Origin of the sequence: Mycobacterium hainanense (genome assembly GCF_041890355.1) — a bacterium.
Lineage (GTDB): Bacteria > Actinomycetota > Actinomycetes > Mycobacteriales > Mycobacteriaceae > Mycobacterium > Mycobacterium hainanense.
Map to the genome: position 1 here is coordinate 109,716 of NZ_CP169059.1, position 15,982 is coordinate 125,697.

Annotated in this window: 15 protein-coding genes; 11 read left to right on the top strand and 4 right to left on the bottom strand. The window is 64.4% G+C overall.

Features of this window, described 5'->3' with window-relative positions; all coding sequences use genetic code 11:
• Window positions 1-4 precede the first annotated feature (4 nt).
• Entirely contained in the window at window positions 5-2,917 is a 2,913-nt protein-coding gene (locus tag ACEL92_RS00495; protein WP_374023731.1) for an RND family transporter, read from the bottom strand.
• A complete protein-coding gene (locus tag ACEL92_RS00500; protein WP_374023732.1) occupies window positions 2,914-3,357 on the bottom strand; it encodes an MmpS family transport accessory protein in 444 nt (147 codons plus the stop codon). Before ACEL92_RS00500 ends, ACEL92_RS00495 begins: the two co-directional genes overlap by 4 nt.
• Window positions 3,358-3,477: 120 nt before the next feature.
• On the opposite strand from ACEL92_RS00500, the gene ACEL92_RS00505 reads away from it, so the two are divergent.
• From ACEL92_RS00505 to ACEL92_RS00550, 10 genes are all read left to right on the top strand, one after another.
• Window positions 3,478-4,311 carry a TetR/AcrR family transcriptional regulator gene (locus ACEL92_RS00505; protein WP_374023733.1) on the top strand — a complete coding sequence of 278 codons (834 nt, stop codon included), beginning with the start codon at window positions 3,478-3,480 and terminating at the stop codon, window positions 4,309-4,311.
• A 312-nt stretch (window positions 4,312-4,623) separates the two neighbouring features.
• Window positions 4,624-5,109, top strand: coding sequence for a hypothetical protein (locus tag ACEL92_RS00510; RefSeq protein WP_374023734.1), 486 nt, complete (start codon window positions 4,624-4,626; stop codon window positions 5,107-5,109).
• An 85-nt stretch (window positions 5,110-5,194) separates the two neighbouring features.
• Entirely contained in the window at window positions 5,195-6,205 is a 1,011-nt protein-coding gene (locus tag ACEL92_RS00515; RefSeq protein WP_374023735.1) for an amidohydrolase family protein, read from the top strand.
• A 303-nt stretch (window positions 6,206-6,508) separates the two neighbouring features.
• Window positions 6,509-7,138, top strand: a complete 630-nt coding sequence (locus ACEL92_RS00520) for a TetR/AcrR family transcriptional regulator (protein WP_374023736.1) — start codon at window positions 6,509-6,511, stop codon at window positions 7,136-7,138.
• Between the two features lie 130 nt (window positions 7,139-7,268).
• A complete protein-coding gene (locus tag ACEL92_RS00525; RefSeq protein WP_374023737.1) occupies window positions 7,269-8,459 on the top strand; it encodes a lipid-transfer protein in 1,191 nt (396 codons plus the stop codon).
• Window positions 8,460-8,496: 37 nt separating this feature from the next.
• Window positions 8,497-8,937: an SRPBCC family protein gene (locus ACEL92_RS00530; protein WP_374023738.1), complete on the top strand. Its 441-nt coding sequence runs from the start codon at window positions 8,497-8,499 to the stop codon at window positions 8,935-8,937.
• Window positions 8,934-9,818: a MaoC/PaaZ C-terminal domain-containing protein gene (locus ACEL92_RS00535; RefSeq protein WP_374023739.1), complete on the top strand. Its 885-nt coding sequence runs from the start codon at window positions 8,934-8,936 to the stop codon at window positions 9,816-9,818. Before ACEL92_RS00530 ends, ACEL92_RS00535 begins: the two co-directional genes overlap by 4 nt.
• A gap of 1 nt (window position 9,819) precedes the next feature.
• Window positions 9,820-10,689, top strand: a complete 870-nt coding sequence (locus tag ACEL92_RS00540) for an SDR family oxidoreductase (RefSeq protein ID WP_374023740.1) — start codon at window positions 9,820-9,822, stop codon at window positions 10,687-10,689.
• Window positions 10,690-10,720: 31 nt separating this feature from the next.
• Complete coding sequence (locus ACEL92_RS00545; RefSeq protein WP_374023741.1) at window positions 10,721-11,983, top strand: acyl-CoA dehydrogenase family protein; 1,263 nt, start codon at window positions 10,721-10,723, stop codon at window positions 11,981-11,983.
• A gap of 2 nt (window positions 11,984-11,985) precedes the next feature.
• Window positions 11,986-13,605 (top strand): AMP-binding protein, encoded by a 1,620-nt coding sequence (locus ACEL92_RS00550; RefSeq protein ID WP_374023742.1) that lies wholly within the window; start codon window positions 11,986-11,988, stop codon window positions 13,603-13,605.
• A 334-nt stretch (window positions 13,606-13,939) separates the two neighbouring features.
• On the opposite strand, the gene ACEL92_RS00555 is transcribed toward ACEL92_RS00550, so the two are convergent.
• Together ACEL92_RS00555 and ACEL92_RS00560 are read right to left on the bottom strand one after the other, a co-directional pair.
• Entirely contained in the window at window positions 13,940-14,836 is an 897-nt protein-coding gene (locus ACEL92_RS00555; RefSeq protein ID WP_374023743.1) for an aldo/keto reductase, read from the bottom strand.
• 71 nt (window positions 14,837-14,907) lie between these two features.
• Entirely contained in the window at window positions 14,908-15,606 is a 699-nt protein-coding gene (locus ACEL92_RS00560) for a TetR/AcrR family transcriptional regulator (protein ID WP_374023744.1), read from the bottom strand.
• On the opposite strand from ACEL92_RS00560, the gene ACEL92_RS00565 reads away from it, so the two are divergent.
• The gene (locus ACEL92_RS00565) at window positions 15,600-15,968 is read left to right on the top strand and encodes a hypothetical protein (protein ID WP_374023745.1); all 369 of its coding nucleotides are present in this window, start codon (window positions 15,600-15,602) and stop codon (window positions 15,966-15,968) included. The two genes, ACEL92_RS00560 and ACEL92_RS00565, sit on opposite strands and share 7 nt — an antisense overlap.
• Window positions 15,969-15,982 lie beyond the last annotated feature (14 nt).

The following is a 15,982-nucleotide window of genomic DNA, read 5'->3' on the forward strand; positions in this document are numbered from 1 at the left end:
GCTCCTATGCCTTGCGAGCGACGGTGCGGTCGGGGGTTACCGCCGGGTCGCCGTCTTCCCACAGCAGCAGCTGGCGCACCGCGGGCCGCGGTCCGTAGGGCCGAAGCATCGTGCTGGCCGGGCGGGGCCGCAACCGCAACGGCCACCAGAACCAGCGCCCGAGCAGCGCGGCGATAGATGGTGTCATGAACGCGCGCACGATCAAGGTGTCGAACAGCAGACCGAGTGCGATGGTGGTTCCGATCTGGCCGAGCACCCGTAGGTCGGCGAACACGAAGGACGCCATGGTCGCCGCGAACACGAGACCCGCGGAAGTGACCACTGACCCGCTGCCGGCGATGGCGCGAACGATCCCGGTATTGATACCCGCGTGGACTTCTTCTTTGAACCTGGAGATGAGCAACAGGTTGTAGTCCGATCCCACCGCTAGCAGCAGAATAACGGCCAGCGCCAACACGATCCAGTACAGCTGGATGCCGAGGATGTCCTGCCAGAGCAGCACCGACAGGCCGAACGAGGCGCCCAGCGACAGTGCGACCGTGCCCACGATGACGATCGCGGCGACCAGGCTTCGGGTGATGAACAGCATGATCAAGAAGATCAGGCTCAACGCCGCCATTGCCGCGATCATCAGGTCGTAGGTGGCGCCTTCTTGGATGTCCTTGTAGGTCGCGGCGGTGCCGGACAGGTAGATGTGGGAGCCGGCCAAGATGGTGCCCTTTACCGCGTCCTTGGCCGCATTTTTAATCGGCTCGATGCTGGCGATGCCCCGCGGGGTGGCGGGATCGTCTTCGTGGGTGATGATCATCTGGGTGGCTTTGCCGTCCGGCGAGAAGAACAGTTTAAGACCCCGTTGGAACTCGGGGTTGCTGAAGGCCTCGGGCGGTAGGTAGAAGGAATCGTCGATCTTGGCGGCGTCGTAAGCCTGGCCGAGCGCGGTCGCGTTGTCGGTGTTGGCCCGTGTCTGTGCGTTGATACCCGCGTTGGTGGCATAGTTGGACAGCGTCAGCCCGAGATTCTTTTCCTGGTCGGCGATTTGGGGTGGCAGCAGTGTCACGAGTTTTTGTTGGCCCGCATCCAGCTTGTCCAGACTGGCTGTGAGCGTGGTGAATTGCTCGCTGAGCTGGTCGATGCCGTCGATGGCGTCGAAGATGTTCCTGAACGCCGAGCAGGCTGGGATGTCGTAGCAGTGCTTTTCCCAGTAGAAGTAGCTGCGAATGGGCCGCAAGAAGTCGTCGAGATTGGCGATCTCGTCGCGCAGCTCGTTGATGGTGCCGATGGTCGCATGGAAGCTTTGGGTCTCGGCGTTGGTCGAGGCAGCGAGGTCCTTCTGAAGCGCGTACTGCTGATTCAAAATGCTGACGGTGTGGCGTATCTGCTCAGCCTGCTTCAGCAGGTCGTCTGCCCTCTCTTTCTGGTACTGCAGGTTCTCGACGCTGCCGACGTTTCCGGCGCTGATCTGAAACGGTATGGAGGTGTGGACGATTGGCACTCCCTGCGGTCTGGTGAGTCCCTGCACTTTCTGAATGCCAGGCAGATGGAAGATGGCTCTGGCGATCCTTTCGACGACAAGCATGTCGGCGGGATTGCGCATATCGTGGTCGGCCTCGACCATGAGCAATTCGGGGTTGAGTCGGGCCTCCCCAAAGTGTCGCTCGGCGGCGGCGTAGCCCAGATTGGCCGGCGAGTCGGCGGGCATGTACGTGCGGGCGTCGTAGCTCGTTGTGTAACCCGGCAGCGCCAAAAGACCAATGAGCGCCACCGCGACGGTCGCGGTGAGGATGGGCCCGGGCCAGCGAACGATGGCGGTACCGATGCGTCGCCAGCCGCGGGTCCGCATCGCGCGCTTGGGGTCGAAAAGACCGAAATGGCGACCGACGGCCAGTACGGCGGGGGCGAGCGTCAGCGCGGCTGCCAGCGCGACCAGGACGCCGGTCGCTGCGGGAATGGCCATGGTTTGGAAGTAGGGGAGCCTGGTGAAATGCAGACAGAACACCGCGCCGACGACGGTTAGGCCCGAGCCCAGGATGATGTGCGCGGTGCCGCGGTACATCGTGTAGAAGGCTTGCCGCCGGTCTTGGCCGATATGACGAGCTTCGTGGTAGCGGCCGAGGATGAAGATCGCATAGTCCGTCCCGGCAGCGATCACCAGCAACGTCAGCAGATTCGTCGAGTACGTCGACAGCCCGATGATTCCCGAATTGGCGAGCAGGGCAACGACTCCGCGCGACGCGGTCAGCTCGATCATCACCGTGAACAGCACGAGGATCGCGGTGACCAGGGAACGGTAGACCCAGAACAGCATGACCACGATCACCGCGATGGTGATCAGCGTGACCATCAAGGTCCCTTTGCTGCCGACTTCGAACTGATCGGTGACCAGCGGGGCGGCACCGGTGACGTAGACCTTGACCCCCGGCGGCGGCGACGAGTGGTTCACGATGTCGCGCACCGAATCCACGGACTCATTGGACAGCGACTGGCCCTGGTTACCGGCGAGGTTGACCTGCACTAGGGCGGCCTTGCCGTCGTCGCTCTGGGAGCCCGAGGCGGTCAGCGGATCTCCCCAGAAATCTTGGATGTGCTGGACGTGCTTGGTGTCCTGGGCGAGTTTCTTGATCAGACCGTCGTAGTAGTGGTGCGCGGCGGCGCCCAGTGGCTGATCGCCTTCCAACACGATCATGGCTGCGCTGTCGGAATCGAACTGCTTGAACACCTTGCCGATGCGTTTACTCGCCAGCAGCGCCGGCGCGTCCTGGGGACTCTGCGATACGTTGTGGGCCTGGGCGACCTTTTCCAGTTGCGGGACATACACATTCGTGACAACAGCCACGGCGAGCCAGAAAGCCGCGATCGGCACCGAGAACCGTAGGAGCATCCCCGGCACCGAACGCCGCGGCTCGTCATGATCGGTCATGCGGACTTCACCAGGCAGAACGTATAGGCGTTCACGGTGTTGACGATCCTTTCGTCTTTGACTTCGCCGTCGACGATGATGCGACAGCCCAGCGAATCGCTGTTGCCCTGCGCCACAAGGTTGGTGAAGGCCCCCGGCTGGGTGGTCACCATCTGCATCGACCACGGCAGCGGCGCATCCATCACCTTCTGAGGCTGCACATTGATGTCAAGGTAGTTGATGGTGGCCACCGTTCCGGGGTCGCCGAACACCTGCAGGGTGATGTGCTTCGGGTTGTAGTTGACGTCATTGCCGATGGGGCCAGGGGTCGATGTGTTGTTATTCGAGCCAAAGATGCGATGCAGTCGATAGACGCCCGAACCCGCGGCGGCGATCACGACGAGCGCCACGAGAAACACCCACCCCCGCATGAGGCGCCGGCCGATCGAAAGCCTCTTCATGGTGTTCCGTCGCGGTTAGCCGCGCCGCGGCGGTATAGCGGTGGAGCAGCATCCCATCGTGCTAACCTAACTGATACAGACAGTAATTGCGAGTTGTATCTAGTGTCAGGAATTTTTAGCATGACGGCGCCGCCCTCCGCCCTCGACAGCCGGCTGGACGCCGACGCGATTGTGGTCCCCGATGAGCTGGTCCAGGCCGCGGTGCGGGTCGCCGAGCGGCGGGGCAAGGATGTCGCCGACGTGCCGGTGCTGGCGATCGCACGTGAAGCCGGAATCTCGCGGAGCACTCTGCTGCGTCGCCTTGGCGGCACCCGGGCGGCGTTGGACGAGGCTGTCCGCGCTGCCGGGGTGGATCCGGGTGGTCAGTTGCCGGTCCGCTCGCGGGCGTTGGATGCGGCGGCCGCGCTCATCAGCGAGTCCGGTTTAGCTGCAGCCACATTGGAGGCGATCGCCATCCGGGCCGATTGCGCGGTCCACAGTCTGTACATGGCCTTCGGCGGCCGCGACGAACTGCTGCGGATCGTATTCGAACACTACAGCCCCATCCCCGATCTCGAGGATGTCCTCGACACCGCCACTGCCGACCTGACCGCTACGGTGCAGCGCCTGTATCACGCGCTGGCGACAGCACTGGACCGCGAGCCCCGGGTCGCCCCGGCGATCCTCGCCGAGGTGTTCGCCCGTCCCACCAGCCCGACCGTCCAGACACTTGCACACCACGTCATTCCTCGCATGCTGGAAGTGCTTGGCACATGGCTGGATACACAAGTGCAGCGAGGACGGATACGCGATTCGCCCACGCCGTTGCTCATCCAACAATTGATAGGCCCGATGCTGCTGCATATGCTCGGCCGGTCGGCCCTGGCTACCACCGGTGTGATCGAGCTGCCTGAGATCGACACCACGTGTACGGAATTCACTGCAAACTTTGTGCGAGCCGTGGCTGTCGACTGACGTATCAAGATGCCGTCGGTGACGTCATGGGGAAGCCGCCGTCGAGCCCGGGACCGCAGGGTGGGACACGACCGCAAGCTCCGGCAGCGTGCTTAACGGGCCGCGTCTCGATCGTTTACAGTTGTCTTATTATTGTCATGTGTAAACTATCGGTCTATGGGGCCTGGCTCAGCAATACACAGTCCGGATCAGACGGCAAAGTCGTCTGACAGCGCCGGCGGTTCCGATCCGCGGATCCGCCGGACTCGGAGCGCACTGCAGGACGCGTTAACCGTCCTGGCCGAGGAGGCGTCGCCGGTGACGATGAGCGCTGTGGCGCAGCGCGCGGGGCTGAGTCGTCAAGTGCTGCATAAGCATTACGACTCGATCGGCCAGTTGGCGACGGAGGTGCTTGTCCGCCGCATGCTCGAAGGCACTGGGCACGAGGCACCCTCCGAACCGGAGTCGGCGGCCCAGGCGCTCGTCGACTCAGTCCAGCGCGAAGGGTTGACCCCGTTCCTGGCGTTCATGCAGCGTGACCGAGACGTGGTCATTGCGCTGCGCGCACTCGCTCATCGACAAACCACCGCGATCCTTGCGCGGGTGTTCTCCGGGTTGTTCAGCGGGCTCCGCGGCATCGACGAAATAACGACCGTTGACCGGCAAGCAGCGCTTTTTGCCGTCGGAGGTATCACGACTCTGGTCGACACCTGGCTGCACATGGATGGTCCACCGGACGCCGCACAGCAGGCGTCGGTCCTCGAGCGCTACGCGCGAGCGGTTTTCGCAGCACGACAGCAAGGGAGCGCCGCGAAGTAGTTACCACACCGACTCACCCGGTATCGGACAGCGACAGAACGGATCGGACCGTCCGACCCGATCATGAGAGAAAGGCAGCACCTGCATGAAGATCATCGCGTTAGAAGAACACTTCGTCCTTCCCGAGTTCATGGACGTGTGGGAGGACGCTGCGGATGGACATGACGAGGCGGACAGCGTGCTCGTGCGGACGCGCCGCGTGCAGCAGGCGGCGCTCGACCTCGGCGACCAGCGGATCGCCGCGATGGACGATCAAGGCGTCAACGTGCAAGTCTTGTCGCTCAACTCGCCCGGCGTGCAGAATCTTCCGGCACCGGATGCGGTAAGCATGGCCCGGCACGCCAACGACGCGCTCGCCGACGCCGTTGCCGCGCATCCCGACCGGTTCCAAGGCTTCGCAGCGGTCCCCACTCCGGACCCGGCGGCGGCCGCCGCCGAATTGGAACGCGCCGTAAGCACACTCGGGTTCCCCGGGGCGCTGATCAACGGACGCACCGGCGACCTGAGCATGGAAAACCGCGTCTTCGATGACCTGTACGGGGTTGCTGAACGACTCGGGGCACCGATCTACATACACCCGCAAGTGCCCACTGCGGCGGTCCGCGACGCCTACTACTCGGGCTTAGGCGATTTGGACTTCGTGCTGTCCTCACCGGCGATCGGCTGGCATTACGAAACCGGAATTCAGTTCCTGCGCATGGCAATCGGTGGTGTCTTCGACAGGTTTCCCGATTTGCAAGTGGTCCTTGGTCATTGGGGCGAGCTTGTGCTGTTCTACCACGAACGGTGGCAGCCGACCCTCGAACAGACCGGCTTGCACCTGCAGCGCCCCCTGTCGGAAGTGTTGCGCCAGAACGTCTGGGTGACCGGCAGCGGTATCCTCAGCGAACGCTACTTCCGCTGGGCGGCCGAAGTCGTCGGCACGGACCGGATCATGACCGCGACGGACTATCCCTACATCGACAACTCCGGCGGCGCAGCAAGAACGTTCATCGAAAACCTCCCGGCAACCGAAGCCAAGCGGACCGCCATCGCGTCCGGGAACTGGGAACGACTCACCGCACGCAAAACAGCGCCGAGCACCCCGAACGCGTGACCAGGGGCCGCCCCGGCCGAGCGGGTTCGTCGAGGCTTTGGAGACGTACGGCGCCGGTATGCGACATAACGTGTGCGCGCGAGTAGTCGCTCCCGCTCGGCTAATTCGGCGTGTCGAGCGCGGGTTCGACAGCGGTTGCGCCCACTCGGCCAGAAATTGCAAGACCGTGCCGGATGAGAAGGTTCGATCGACGCACCCAAGGCCGCCGAATCCATCGGCGCCAGCTCTGCCAATACTTAAGTACATTCCTGGCCGTATGTTTATGGGCCAACCCGCGGAATGTGCGCCCGGTATATTTGGTCCATGACGAATACCGGTGTCCGGCGAACCCAGGCCGAGCGCAGCACGGCGATGCGGAACCGGCTCCTGGACGCCACCGTGGAATGTCTGATCTCCTACGGCTACTCGGGCACGACGACCCAACGTGTCGCGGAGAGGGCAGGCGTCACCCGGGGCGCGCAGGTCCACCACTTCGGCTCCAAAGAGGATCTCGTGGTGGCCGCCATCGAGCACCTCGCGCAGCAGCGCGCCCAGTCAGCCATACGGGAAGCGGGGCGGGTGCATGGTAGTGCCGATCCGGCGGCGATGATCCTGGATTACATTTGGGAGGCCCACCAAGGGCCGATATTCGTTGCCACGATGGAACTTTGGGTAGCTGCGCGCACCGATCCGGTGCTGGCGAGCCAGATCGTTCGCGTCGAGCCGATCGTCAACAGCACGCTCGTCGCCGCCATCAGTCAGCTGGTACCGGATCGCCCCGCTCCCAAGGAGTTGCGCGACATCGCCTATACGGCGATGGACGCACTGCGGGGGATCTTGGTCGCCAGCTTCGTAGATCAGGACTCGGCGCGGACCAGGCGCCGCTGGGACCGCGTCTGCGCCCAACTCCGAGGGCCCCTCCTGCAGACCCTGCGGGCCGAAGCGGCCGACTAGCTCCCAGTTGGGTGACCCCTCGGCCCCCGGTGGGCGAGAGGCAAGAGACGCCGTTTGACAGATACATTCCGTTTGGTATGTTCTGTGTCGGAACGTCACGCATGTCGGGCGATGTGGCAGGAGAAGCGGAATGCCGAACAAGGTCTACGTCATCGGTGTCGGAATGACGAAGTTCGAGAAGCCTGGGCGTCGGGAGGGCTGGGACTATCCCGACATGGCCCGCGAGTCGGGCACGAAGGCTTTAGAGGACGCCGGCATCGACTACCGGGAGGTCGAGGAGGCTTACGTCGGTTATGTGTACGGCGAGTCGACCTCGGGCCAGCGGGCAGTCTATGAGCTGGGGTTGACCGGCATCCCGGTCGTCAACGTCAACAACAACTGCTCGACGGGGTCCACCGCGCTGTACCTCGCAGCCAGGGCGATTCGCGGTGGCCTTGCGCAGTGCGCGCTGGCCCTCGGATTCGAGAAGATGCAGCCGGGATCGCTCGGGTCGACCTACGACGACCGCGCCCAGCCGATGGAGAGGCACATGCTCGCCATGGCCGAGATTTCGGAGGTCCGATTCCCGCCCGCGCCCTGGATGTTCGGCGCCGCGGGGCGCGAGCACATGCAGCAATACGGAAGCACCGCTGAGCATTTCGCGAAGATCGGCTACAAGAACCACAAGCACTCGGTGAACAATCCGTATGCCCAGTTCCAGGAACAGTACAGCCTCGACGACATCCTGGCCGCCAGGATGATCTACGACCCGCTGACCAAGCTGCAATGCTCGCCGACCTCGGATGGCTCCGGTGCGGCAATCCTGGCCAGCGAGGCGTTCGTTGACAAGCACGGGCTGGCGGCTCAAGCGGTCGAGATCGTCGGGCAGGCCATGACCACCGACTTCGAGAACAGCTTCGACGGCACCTGCAAGGCGCTCATCGGCTACCACATGAATGTCGAAGCCGCGCAAAAGGTTTACGACCAGTCTGGGCTGGGGCCGTCGGACTTCCAGGTCATCGAGCTGCACGACTGCTTCTCGGCCAACGAGCTGCTCCTCTACGAGGCACTGGGACTGTGCGGTGAAGGCGAAGCGCACAAGCTCATCGACAACGGCGACACCACTTACGGCGGACGCTGGGTGGTCAACCCGTCGGGTGGACTGATCTCTAAGGGTCATCCGCTCGGCGCGACCGGGTTGGCGCAGTGCGCAGAGTTGACCTGGCAGCTGCGCGGCACCGCCGACAAGCGTCAGGTCGACAACGTGACGGCTGCCCTGCAGCACAACATCGGCCTCGGTGGCGCCGCCGTCGTCACCGCCTACCAGCGCGCCGAACGCTGACCACCTCACCCGAACGCCTCACCGAAGGAGAAGAAACATGGGACACATCGAAGCAACCAAGGACCTCGCGGCCAGTCCCGATGCGGTGTGGGCTACCGTCGTCGACCCGCGCACCTGGGACAAGTGGTTCACCGTGCACGAGAAGTGGATGGAGGAACCCGGCGAGCAGCTGACCCAGGGGACGAGGGTGGCCGCCAAGATCGTCATGCTCGGCATGGCCAACAAGATCGAATGGACCGTCGAGACCGTCGACGCGCCAAATACCCTGGCGCTCAGCGGAACCGGCATGGCAGGGGCCAAGGCGCGGTTCGTCTTCACCGTCACTCCGCAGGGGGCGGGTTCGACGTTCACCGTCGAAGGTGACTTCGAGGGCGCGATGATCAAGGGAGCGCTCGGCAAGGCCGTCGAAAAGGATGGTCGCAAGCAACTCGACGAGAGCCTCGCCAAGCTCGACGCCCTAGCCTCGGCGCACGCATGAGCGCATCGTTGAACGCGGACCTGGAATTCGACGACAGCGGCCTGGACACCTGGACCGACGAGGACCGCTTCGAGGTCACCGTCGAACGGCTCGCCGAATACGCCGCGGCGACCAACGACCCGATCGCGGCCCATCGCGCCGGCGAGGTCGCACCGCCGGTTTTCGCGATCGTTCCGGTGTTCGAGTCGCTGATGATGCCCGCCGTGGATGTATTGCCGGTCGAGTTGATTCCTCGGGTCGTGCACGGGGAGCAGGATTTCCACTTTCGCCGGCCGATCAGGCCGGGCGACAAATTGGTGTCGCGCGGCAAGATGATCGGCTACGAGGGATTGCCGAACGGAACCCGCGCGGCCATCAAGCTCGAATGCCGCACGGAGGACGGTGAACTGGTCAACGAGCAGTACGTGACGACGTTCATCCGGGGCTTCGACGCGGGCAAGGCCATCGGTGTGCTGAGTCCCGAGCACAAGTTCGACGAGAGTCTGCACGCGCAGACCCCTGTCGCCACCGTGGTCCAACACATCGACGACGATCAAACGTTCCGGTACTCGTCGGCGTCCGGTGATCCGATGCCGATTCACCTCGACGAGGACGTCGCGAAGGACGCGGGGCTGCCCGGCATCATCGTCCACGGCCTCTGCACGATGGCGTTCACGTCGTGGGCAGTGCTGACCGAGGTGGCCGATTCAGACGTCAGCCGCCTCAAGCGATTCGCTGTCCGGTTCTCCAAGATGGTGCTTCCCGGCGACGACCTCGAAACACGGATCTGGAAGAAGAGCGCCGCCGAAGGTGTGACGACCTACGCGTTCGAAACCGTCCGATTGGCGCACGGCGACGAGAAGGCAATCACTGACGGCCTGGCCGAGATCAGAGAGGCATGACATGGGAGCGCTCGAAGGCAGGGTGGCGGTCATCACCGGTGCGGGGCGCGGCATCGGCCGCGAGCACGCGCTGTTGTTCGCGCGCGAAGGCGCCAGCGTCGTCGTCAACGATTTGGGCGGCAGTAACTCCGGCGAGGGCATCGACGACGGCCCGGCGCAGGAGGTCGTCGCCGAGATCACCGCGGCGGGGGGGCACGCGGTGTGGAACACCGAGAACGTCGCCACCTGGGATGGCGCGAGGAGCCTCGTCCGACAGGCGATCGACGACTTCGGCAGGCTCGACGTGGTGGTGAACAACGCGGGCATCCTGCGCGACGGTTTCATCGCCACACTGTCCGAGGCGGATTGGGACGCGGTGATCGCGGTTCACTTGAAAGGGCACTTCTGCGTTCTTCGCCACGCTGCGGAGTACTGGAAGGCGCAGTCCAAGGCGGGCAATCAACCACACGCGTCGGTCATCAACACCGCATCGGCGTCGGGGACGACGCTGCCGAACGCCGGACAGGTCAACTACGGCTCCGCCAAGGCCGCAATCGCGGCGATGACCTTGGTCGCCGCCGACGAACTCGAACGCTACGGAGTCCGGGTGAACGCCATTGCGCCGATCGCCAGAACCAGACTGACCCTGGCCACCCCGGGGATGGGCGCGCTGATGGGCGAACCGGAAGAGGGCAAGGCCGACCTCTTCGGTCCCGCGAACATCTCACCGCTGGTTGCCTACCTCGCGACGGAGAAATGCCCGATCACCGGGCGGATGTATGCCGTTCAGGGCGGGGCGATCTCGCGGCTTGCCGGCTGGCACGACGTCGAGACCATCGAAACCGACGCGGTCTGGGAGATCGACGACATCGCTGCCCGGCTACCCCACTGATCCATCTGCCCGGCGCACAGAGGAGCCACCGATGTTCGAATGGTCTGACACCGACATCATCATGCGCGACACGATGCGCGCGTTCATCGCCAAGGAGATCCGTCCGCACTTGGACGAGCTCGAGAGCGGCGAACTGTCGCCGTATCCGATAGCGCGCAAGTTGTTCAGCGAATTCGGCCTCGACGCGATGGCTGCCGACGCCGTCAAGACGATGCTCGAGAAGGAGCGTGACAAGGCAGCCGCAGCGCCGCAGGAGAGCGCGAAAAGCGCAAAGTCCGGCGGTTTCGGCGCCATTGGTGCCCAGGCATCGATGGGCGCTGCTCTGGTGTCGGAACTGGCCGGGGTCAGCATCGGTCTGCTCAGCACGGTGGGCGTCAGCCTGGGACTGGGCGCGGCCACCATCGCGAGCCGGGGCACGTTGGCGCAGAAGGAACGCTGGCTGCCCGAATTGATGACACTGGAAAAGATTGCGGCGTGGGCGATTACCGAGCCGGATGCCGGTTCAGATGCGTTCGGCGGCATGAAGACCTACGTCCGACGAGATGGAGCCGATTACCTCCTAAACGGGCAGAAGACGTTCATCACGAACGGTCCGGATGCGCATGTAATCATCGTCTACGCAAAGTTGGACGAGGGCGACCAGGCGGTGGACAAGCGCAACCGCAAGGTCCTGACCTTCGTCCTCGACGCGGGGATGCCCGGCCTGACCCAGGGCAAGGCGTTCAAGAAGATGGGAATGATGTCCTCTCCGACCGGTGAACTGTTCTTCGACAACGTACGGCTTGGCCCAGATCGATTGCTCGGGGAGACCGAGAACCACGAGGGCGGCGACGGCCGGGACAGCGCACGCGCGAACTTCGTCGCCGAGCGCATGGGCATCGCGGCGATGTCGCTGGGGATCATCAACGAGTGCCACCGCCTGTGCGTCGACTATGCGAAGTCTCGAACGCTGTGGGGCAAGGAGATCGGGCAGTTCCAGCTAATCCAGCTCAAGCTGGCGAAGATGGAGGTGGCTCGGATGAACGTCCAGAACATGGTCTTTCAGACACTCGAACGTCTGCAGGCGGGCAAGCTGCCGTCCATCGGGGAGGCATCTGCGATGAAGTGGTATTCGTCGGAGACCGCGACCGAGGTGGCCATGGACGCGGTTCAGCTCTTCGGTGGCAACGGCTATATGGCCGAGTATCGCGTCGAGCAGCTGGCACGTGACGCCAAGTCACTCATGATCTACGCAGGCAGCAACGAAGTGCAGATCACCCACGTGGCCAAGGGTCTGTTGAGCAAGGACCGGTAGCGATGACTGCCGTGTTCGATCGGGCCAGAGCCCTGCTGGACAACGGCCGGTCGGCCATGGTGCTGGGGCGGTCGGGCCTGATCGAGTACCGACGACCAGATCGGATCATCAAGGCAGTCAGCGACATTCGGTCTTTAGGCCCCATCGCGGGTCCCCTTCGGATCGCCACCCGCAGGTGCCCGGACCGCCTCGCCGTCGTCGACGAGACCCGGTTGATGACGTTCGCCCAACTCGACCAGCGAAGTGACGCTCTGGCCCTGGGCTTGCTGGAGCGAGGGTACGGACCCTCGACGACGGTGGGGACCCTGTGTCGCGATCGTTGCGGACTGATCGAAGCCATGATGGGCGCGAGCAAGATCGGTGCGCGGCTGGTCCTGCTCAACACCGGTCTCAGCGCCCGCGAACTGGGCGAGGTGACCGTGCGGGAAGGGGTGACCGTCGTCATCCACGACACCGAGTTCGCGGGCGCGCTGGCGCATCTCCCCGACTCGGTCTTGCCTATCGCCGCAGATGCCGAATCCGGCACGGGGACAAGCGGTACGGCCCTTGCCGATTTGATCGACCGACACGCTGGTGCCGGCCGCCCGCCCCGGCCAGCGCGGCCAGGGGCGCTGATCGCGCTGACCGGCGGCACCACCGGTACCCCCAAGGGAGCCGAGCGCACCGTCCGTTCTCCGCTGGCGGCGGTGCAGTTCCTCGACCGGATACCGCTTCCGTTCGAGGGCACGACGTTTTTGGCCGCGCCGCTGTTTCATGGCACGGCACTGAGCCAGTTTCTGCTGTCATTAACGCTGGGTACCACGACAATAATGCGGCGCCGGTTCGATCCCGAGCAGACCATGCAGGCGATCGACGCCCATGGGTGCACCACCTTGGTGTTGGTGCCTACCATGCTGCGTCGGATCCTGGGACTCGGCGCCGACATATTGGACAAGTACGACACCTCAACGCTATCGGTGATCTTCTGCGCCGGCTCGACGCTGCCGATCGAGACCGGCAATCGGGCGATCGCCCAGTTCGGCCCGGTGCTCTACAACCTCTACGGAGCCAGCGAGGTCGGGGTGGCCGCCGTGGCCACTCCCTGGGATTGGATTGCCGCCCCGGGAACGGTGGGCAAACCGCCGCGCTCGACCCGGGTCCGGCTCTACGACGATCACGATCAGCCCGTCACCCGGCCGCACGTCCGCGGCACGGTCTATGTGGGCAGCGCGCTGTCGTTCGAGGGGTACTCCGGGGGCGGCGGTAAGAAGGTCATCGACGGTCTGCTGTCCAGTGGCGACGTTGGGCACTGGGACGCCAATGGTCGGCTATTCGTTGACGGTCGCGATGACGACATGATCGTCTCCGGGGGAGAAAACGTCTTCCCCGGCGAGGTCGAAGAATTGCTCTATGCGCACCCCGACATCGACGAGGCCGCGATCGTCGCAGTCCCCGACGACGTTTTCGGGCAGCGCCTAGCCGCGTTCGTCGTAGCTCGGCCCGACACCACGTTGGACGCGGACACAGTCCGCCAGTATGTGAAGGACAACCTGGCGCGGTTCAAGGTTCCCCGCGACGTCACGTTCATCGACAAACTTCCCCGCACCCCGTCGGGAAAACTACTGCGCCGCGAGTTGACGTGACCCGGGGCTCCGGGTCGTCATCACCAACTCGAGAAAAGATCCCGCGAAGATGAATCCGCTCAAGCAGGTCCTCGGCACCACTCTCGTCCGTCCGATCGCGGCCGTGAACCATGCGCTGAGTACCCCTGTCGCACAAGTCAATCCGACCTGTCCCGGTTCACGTCACGACCGCATCGATCAGCAGACGGACCTGGATCGCATCGCGGAGAAGATCAACACCAGGCCCCGACGGGTGCTCGGCTGGGACACCAGCCATGACCATCCTTCACCGGGACGCGGGCCTCGGGCGTCAGCGGCTGGGAGGCGGCGGGGGCACCGTCGCTCGCTCGCCGGCTCAGACCCTGGGTCGTCGCAGCGCGTCGAGCATGCGGGTCGGCATCTGCGCGAGCGCGGCGTCCGATTCGTCTTCCGTCGCGGTCAAGTCATCGACTTCTGAGTCGGTGAGTTCCCGGGCGGTGTCTAGGGCGCGAAGGTTCTCGTCGAGGTGGCCGAGCGATCTGGTTCCCGGGATCGGTACGGCGACCGGTGAGCGTCGGAGCAACCACGCGAGCGCGATGGTCGACTCGGAGACCTGGAGGCGACGCGCGGGCTCTGCCAGGGCTGGGATCTCGGAAAGGCCTCCGGTGGCCAAGGGGAAGTACGGCACGAAAGCGATGCCGTTCTGCTCGCACGCGTCGAGGACCTCGACCCCGGAACGGTCGATGAGGTTGTAGCGGTTCTGTACGGCGGTGATTGGTGTCAGCCGTTGCGCCTGGGCAAGCAGCTCGGAGGTGGCTCCGGAGACGCCGATGCGATCGATCTTGCCCTCGTCGCGGAGCTCGACCAGTACGCCGAGGCTGTCCTCGAGAGGGACGTCCGAGCCGATGGAGCCGGCGCGACCTTCGCTGTCGCCCCAGAGACGGAGGTAGGTGAGCGGGCTTCGCTCGGTCCGGAGGTCGAGCAATGCGTCTTCGACCTGCGAGCGGATCGAGGCGGGGCGGCTGTCTGTGAGCCACTCGCCGCGCGGACCGCGGGTCGCTCCGACCTTGTTGCCGATGATGACGTCGTCACGGAATGGCGCGAGCGCTCGACCGATGAGCTGGTTGACGGTGCGGGGCCCGTAGGCATTGGCGGTGTCGAAGAACCGCACGCCCTGTTCAACAGCGTGTTGTAGGAGCGCAATGGCGGCGTTCGGATCCTCGGGGAGTCCGATGACGCCGGGGCCGGTCAGTTGCATAGCGCCGTAGCCCATCCTGGGGACGGTGACACCACCGAGGGCGAGGTTGGGGCTGTACTGCGTGGGACTGGTTGTTCCGCTCATGGTCAGTGCGCTTTCTGTGCCGTGGCGGTAGCGGGGTCTGCAATGTGGCGAAGCCACTGGGTCAATAGCGCAGCCTCGGGAGCCGTGAACTGCACGTTGCGCGCCGCGATGTGGCTGATGAGTAGTCGGGCCGCTTGTTCCGGCGTTGTCGTCGGCTGGCTTGATGTGCTTCCGGTGAGCGCGCTGATGAGCGCAGCCCGCGTCGCCACCGCCGCCGGATCGGTGACGGCGCGGTGCAGACGGTTGAGCTGCGATACGCACCCCACGGCCATCCCCGTCGTCATCACCGCAGCGGTATCGACCTCAACCTGGAGTAGGCCTGCGTCGTCCATCCGTTGCAGGGATGATCGGAGATGTTCATCGGCGGTCACAGCCGCGGTACTCGTCCGCCCCGGCGAATAAATCAACGTGTAAAGGACAGGGTTGACCACACCGAACTCGATGTGGAGATCCCAGCCAGCACCGAAATCGGCGATCAGATCCCCAGATCGAGGCATGCTCTGCTTGCGCTTCAGGTACTCGCCGAACGCCTGCTCGGCCACCGCGTCCAGAAGGCCTTCCTTCGTCCCGAAGTGGTGGTACAGAGTCGGAGCGGCAACGCCTGCCGCCTCATACAAGTCACGCGTACTCGGCTCGTGCCGCGGCTGCGCCATCAGCAGTTCGCGTGCTGCGTCGAGCAGCAGTGTTCGTCCCGATGTCATGTACCAACGGTACACAGGATGCGAATACGGTCGTACCGTCGGTACACGGCATCCGTTCTGACCTCGCCTCTGACGTGGAACACGGCCGACATCGCTATCTGACGCCGCTGTCAGCCGATGACGTGGCCCGCGCCGTGGTCACCGCCGTTCGTCGCGGCAAGCGCCGCCTGGTGCTCCCACCGATCGTCACAGTGCTGCTCGTCACCGAGGCGGTGTCCTCGAGCCTGGGCGACCTCATCATCACCTTGCTGGCCCGCAATCGCTGGTTCGGCCAGGCGATGGGACTGAGCCGCGGAAGGACTTATCACCAAGCCATTTCCAGCATCTCTACCGAGGGAGACCGCCGTGCCATCGTCGCCTGAGGTCACCCACTCGA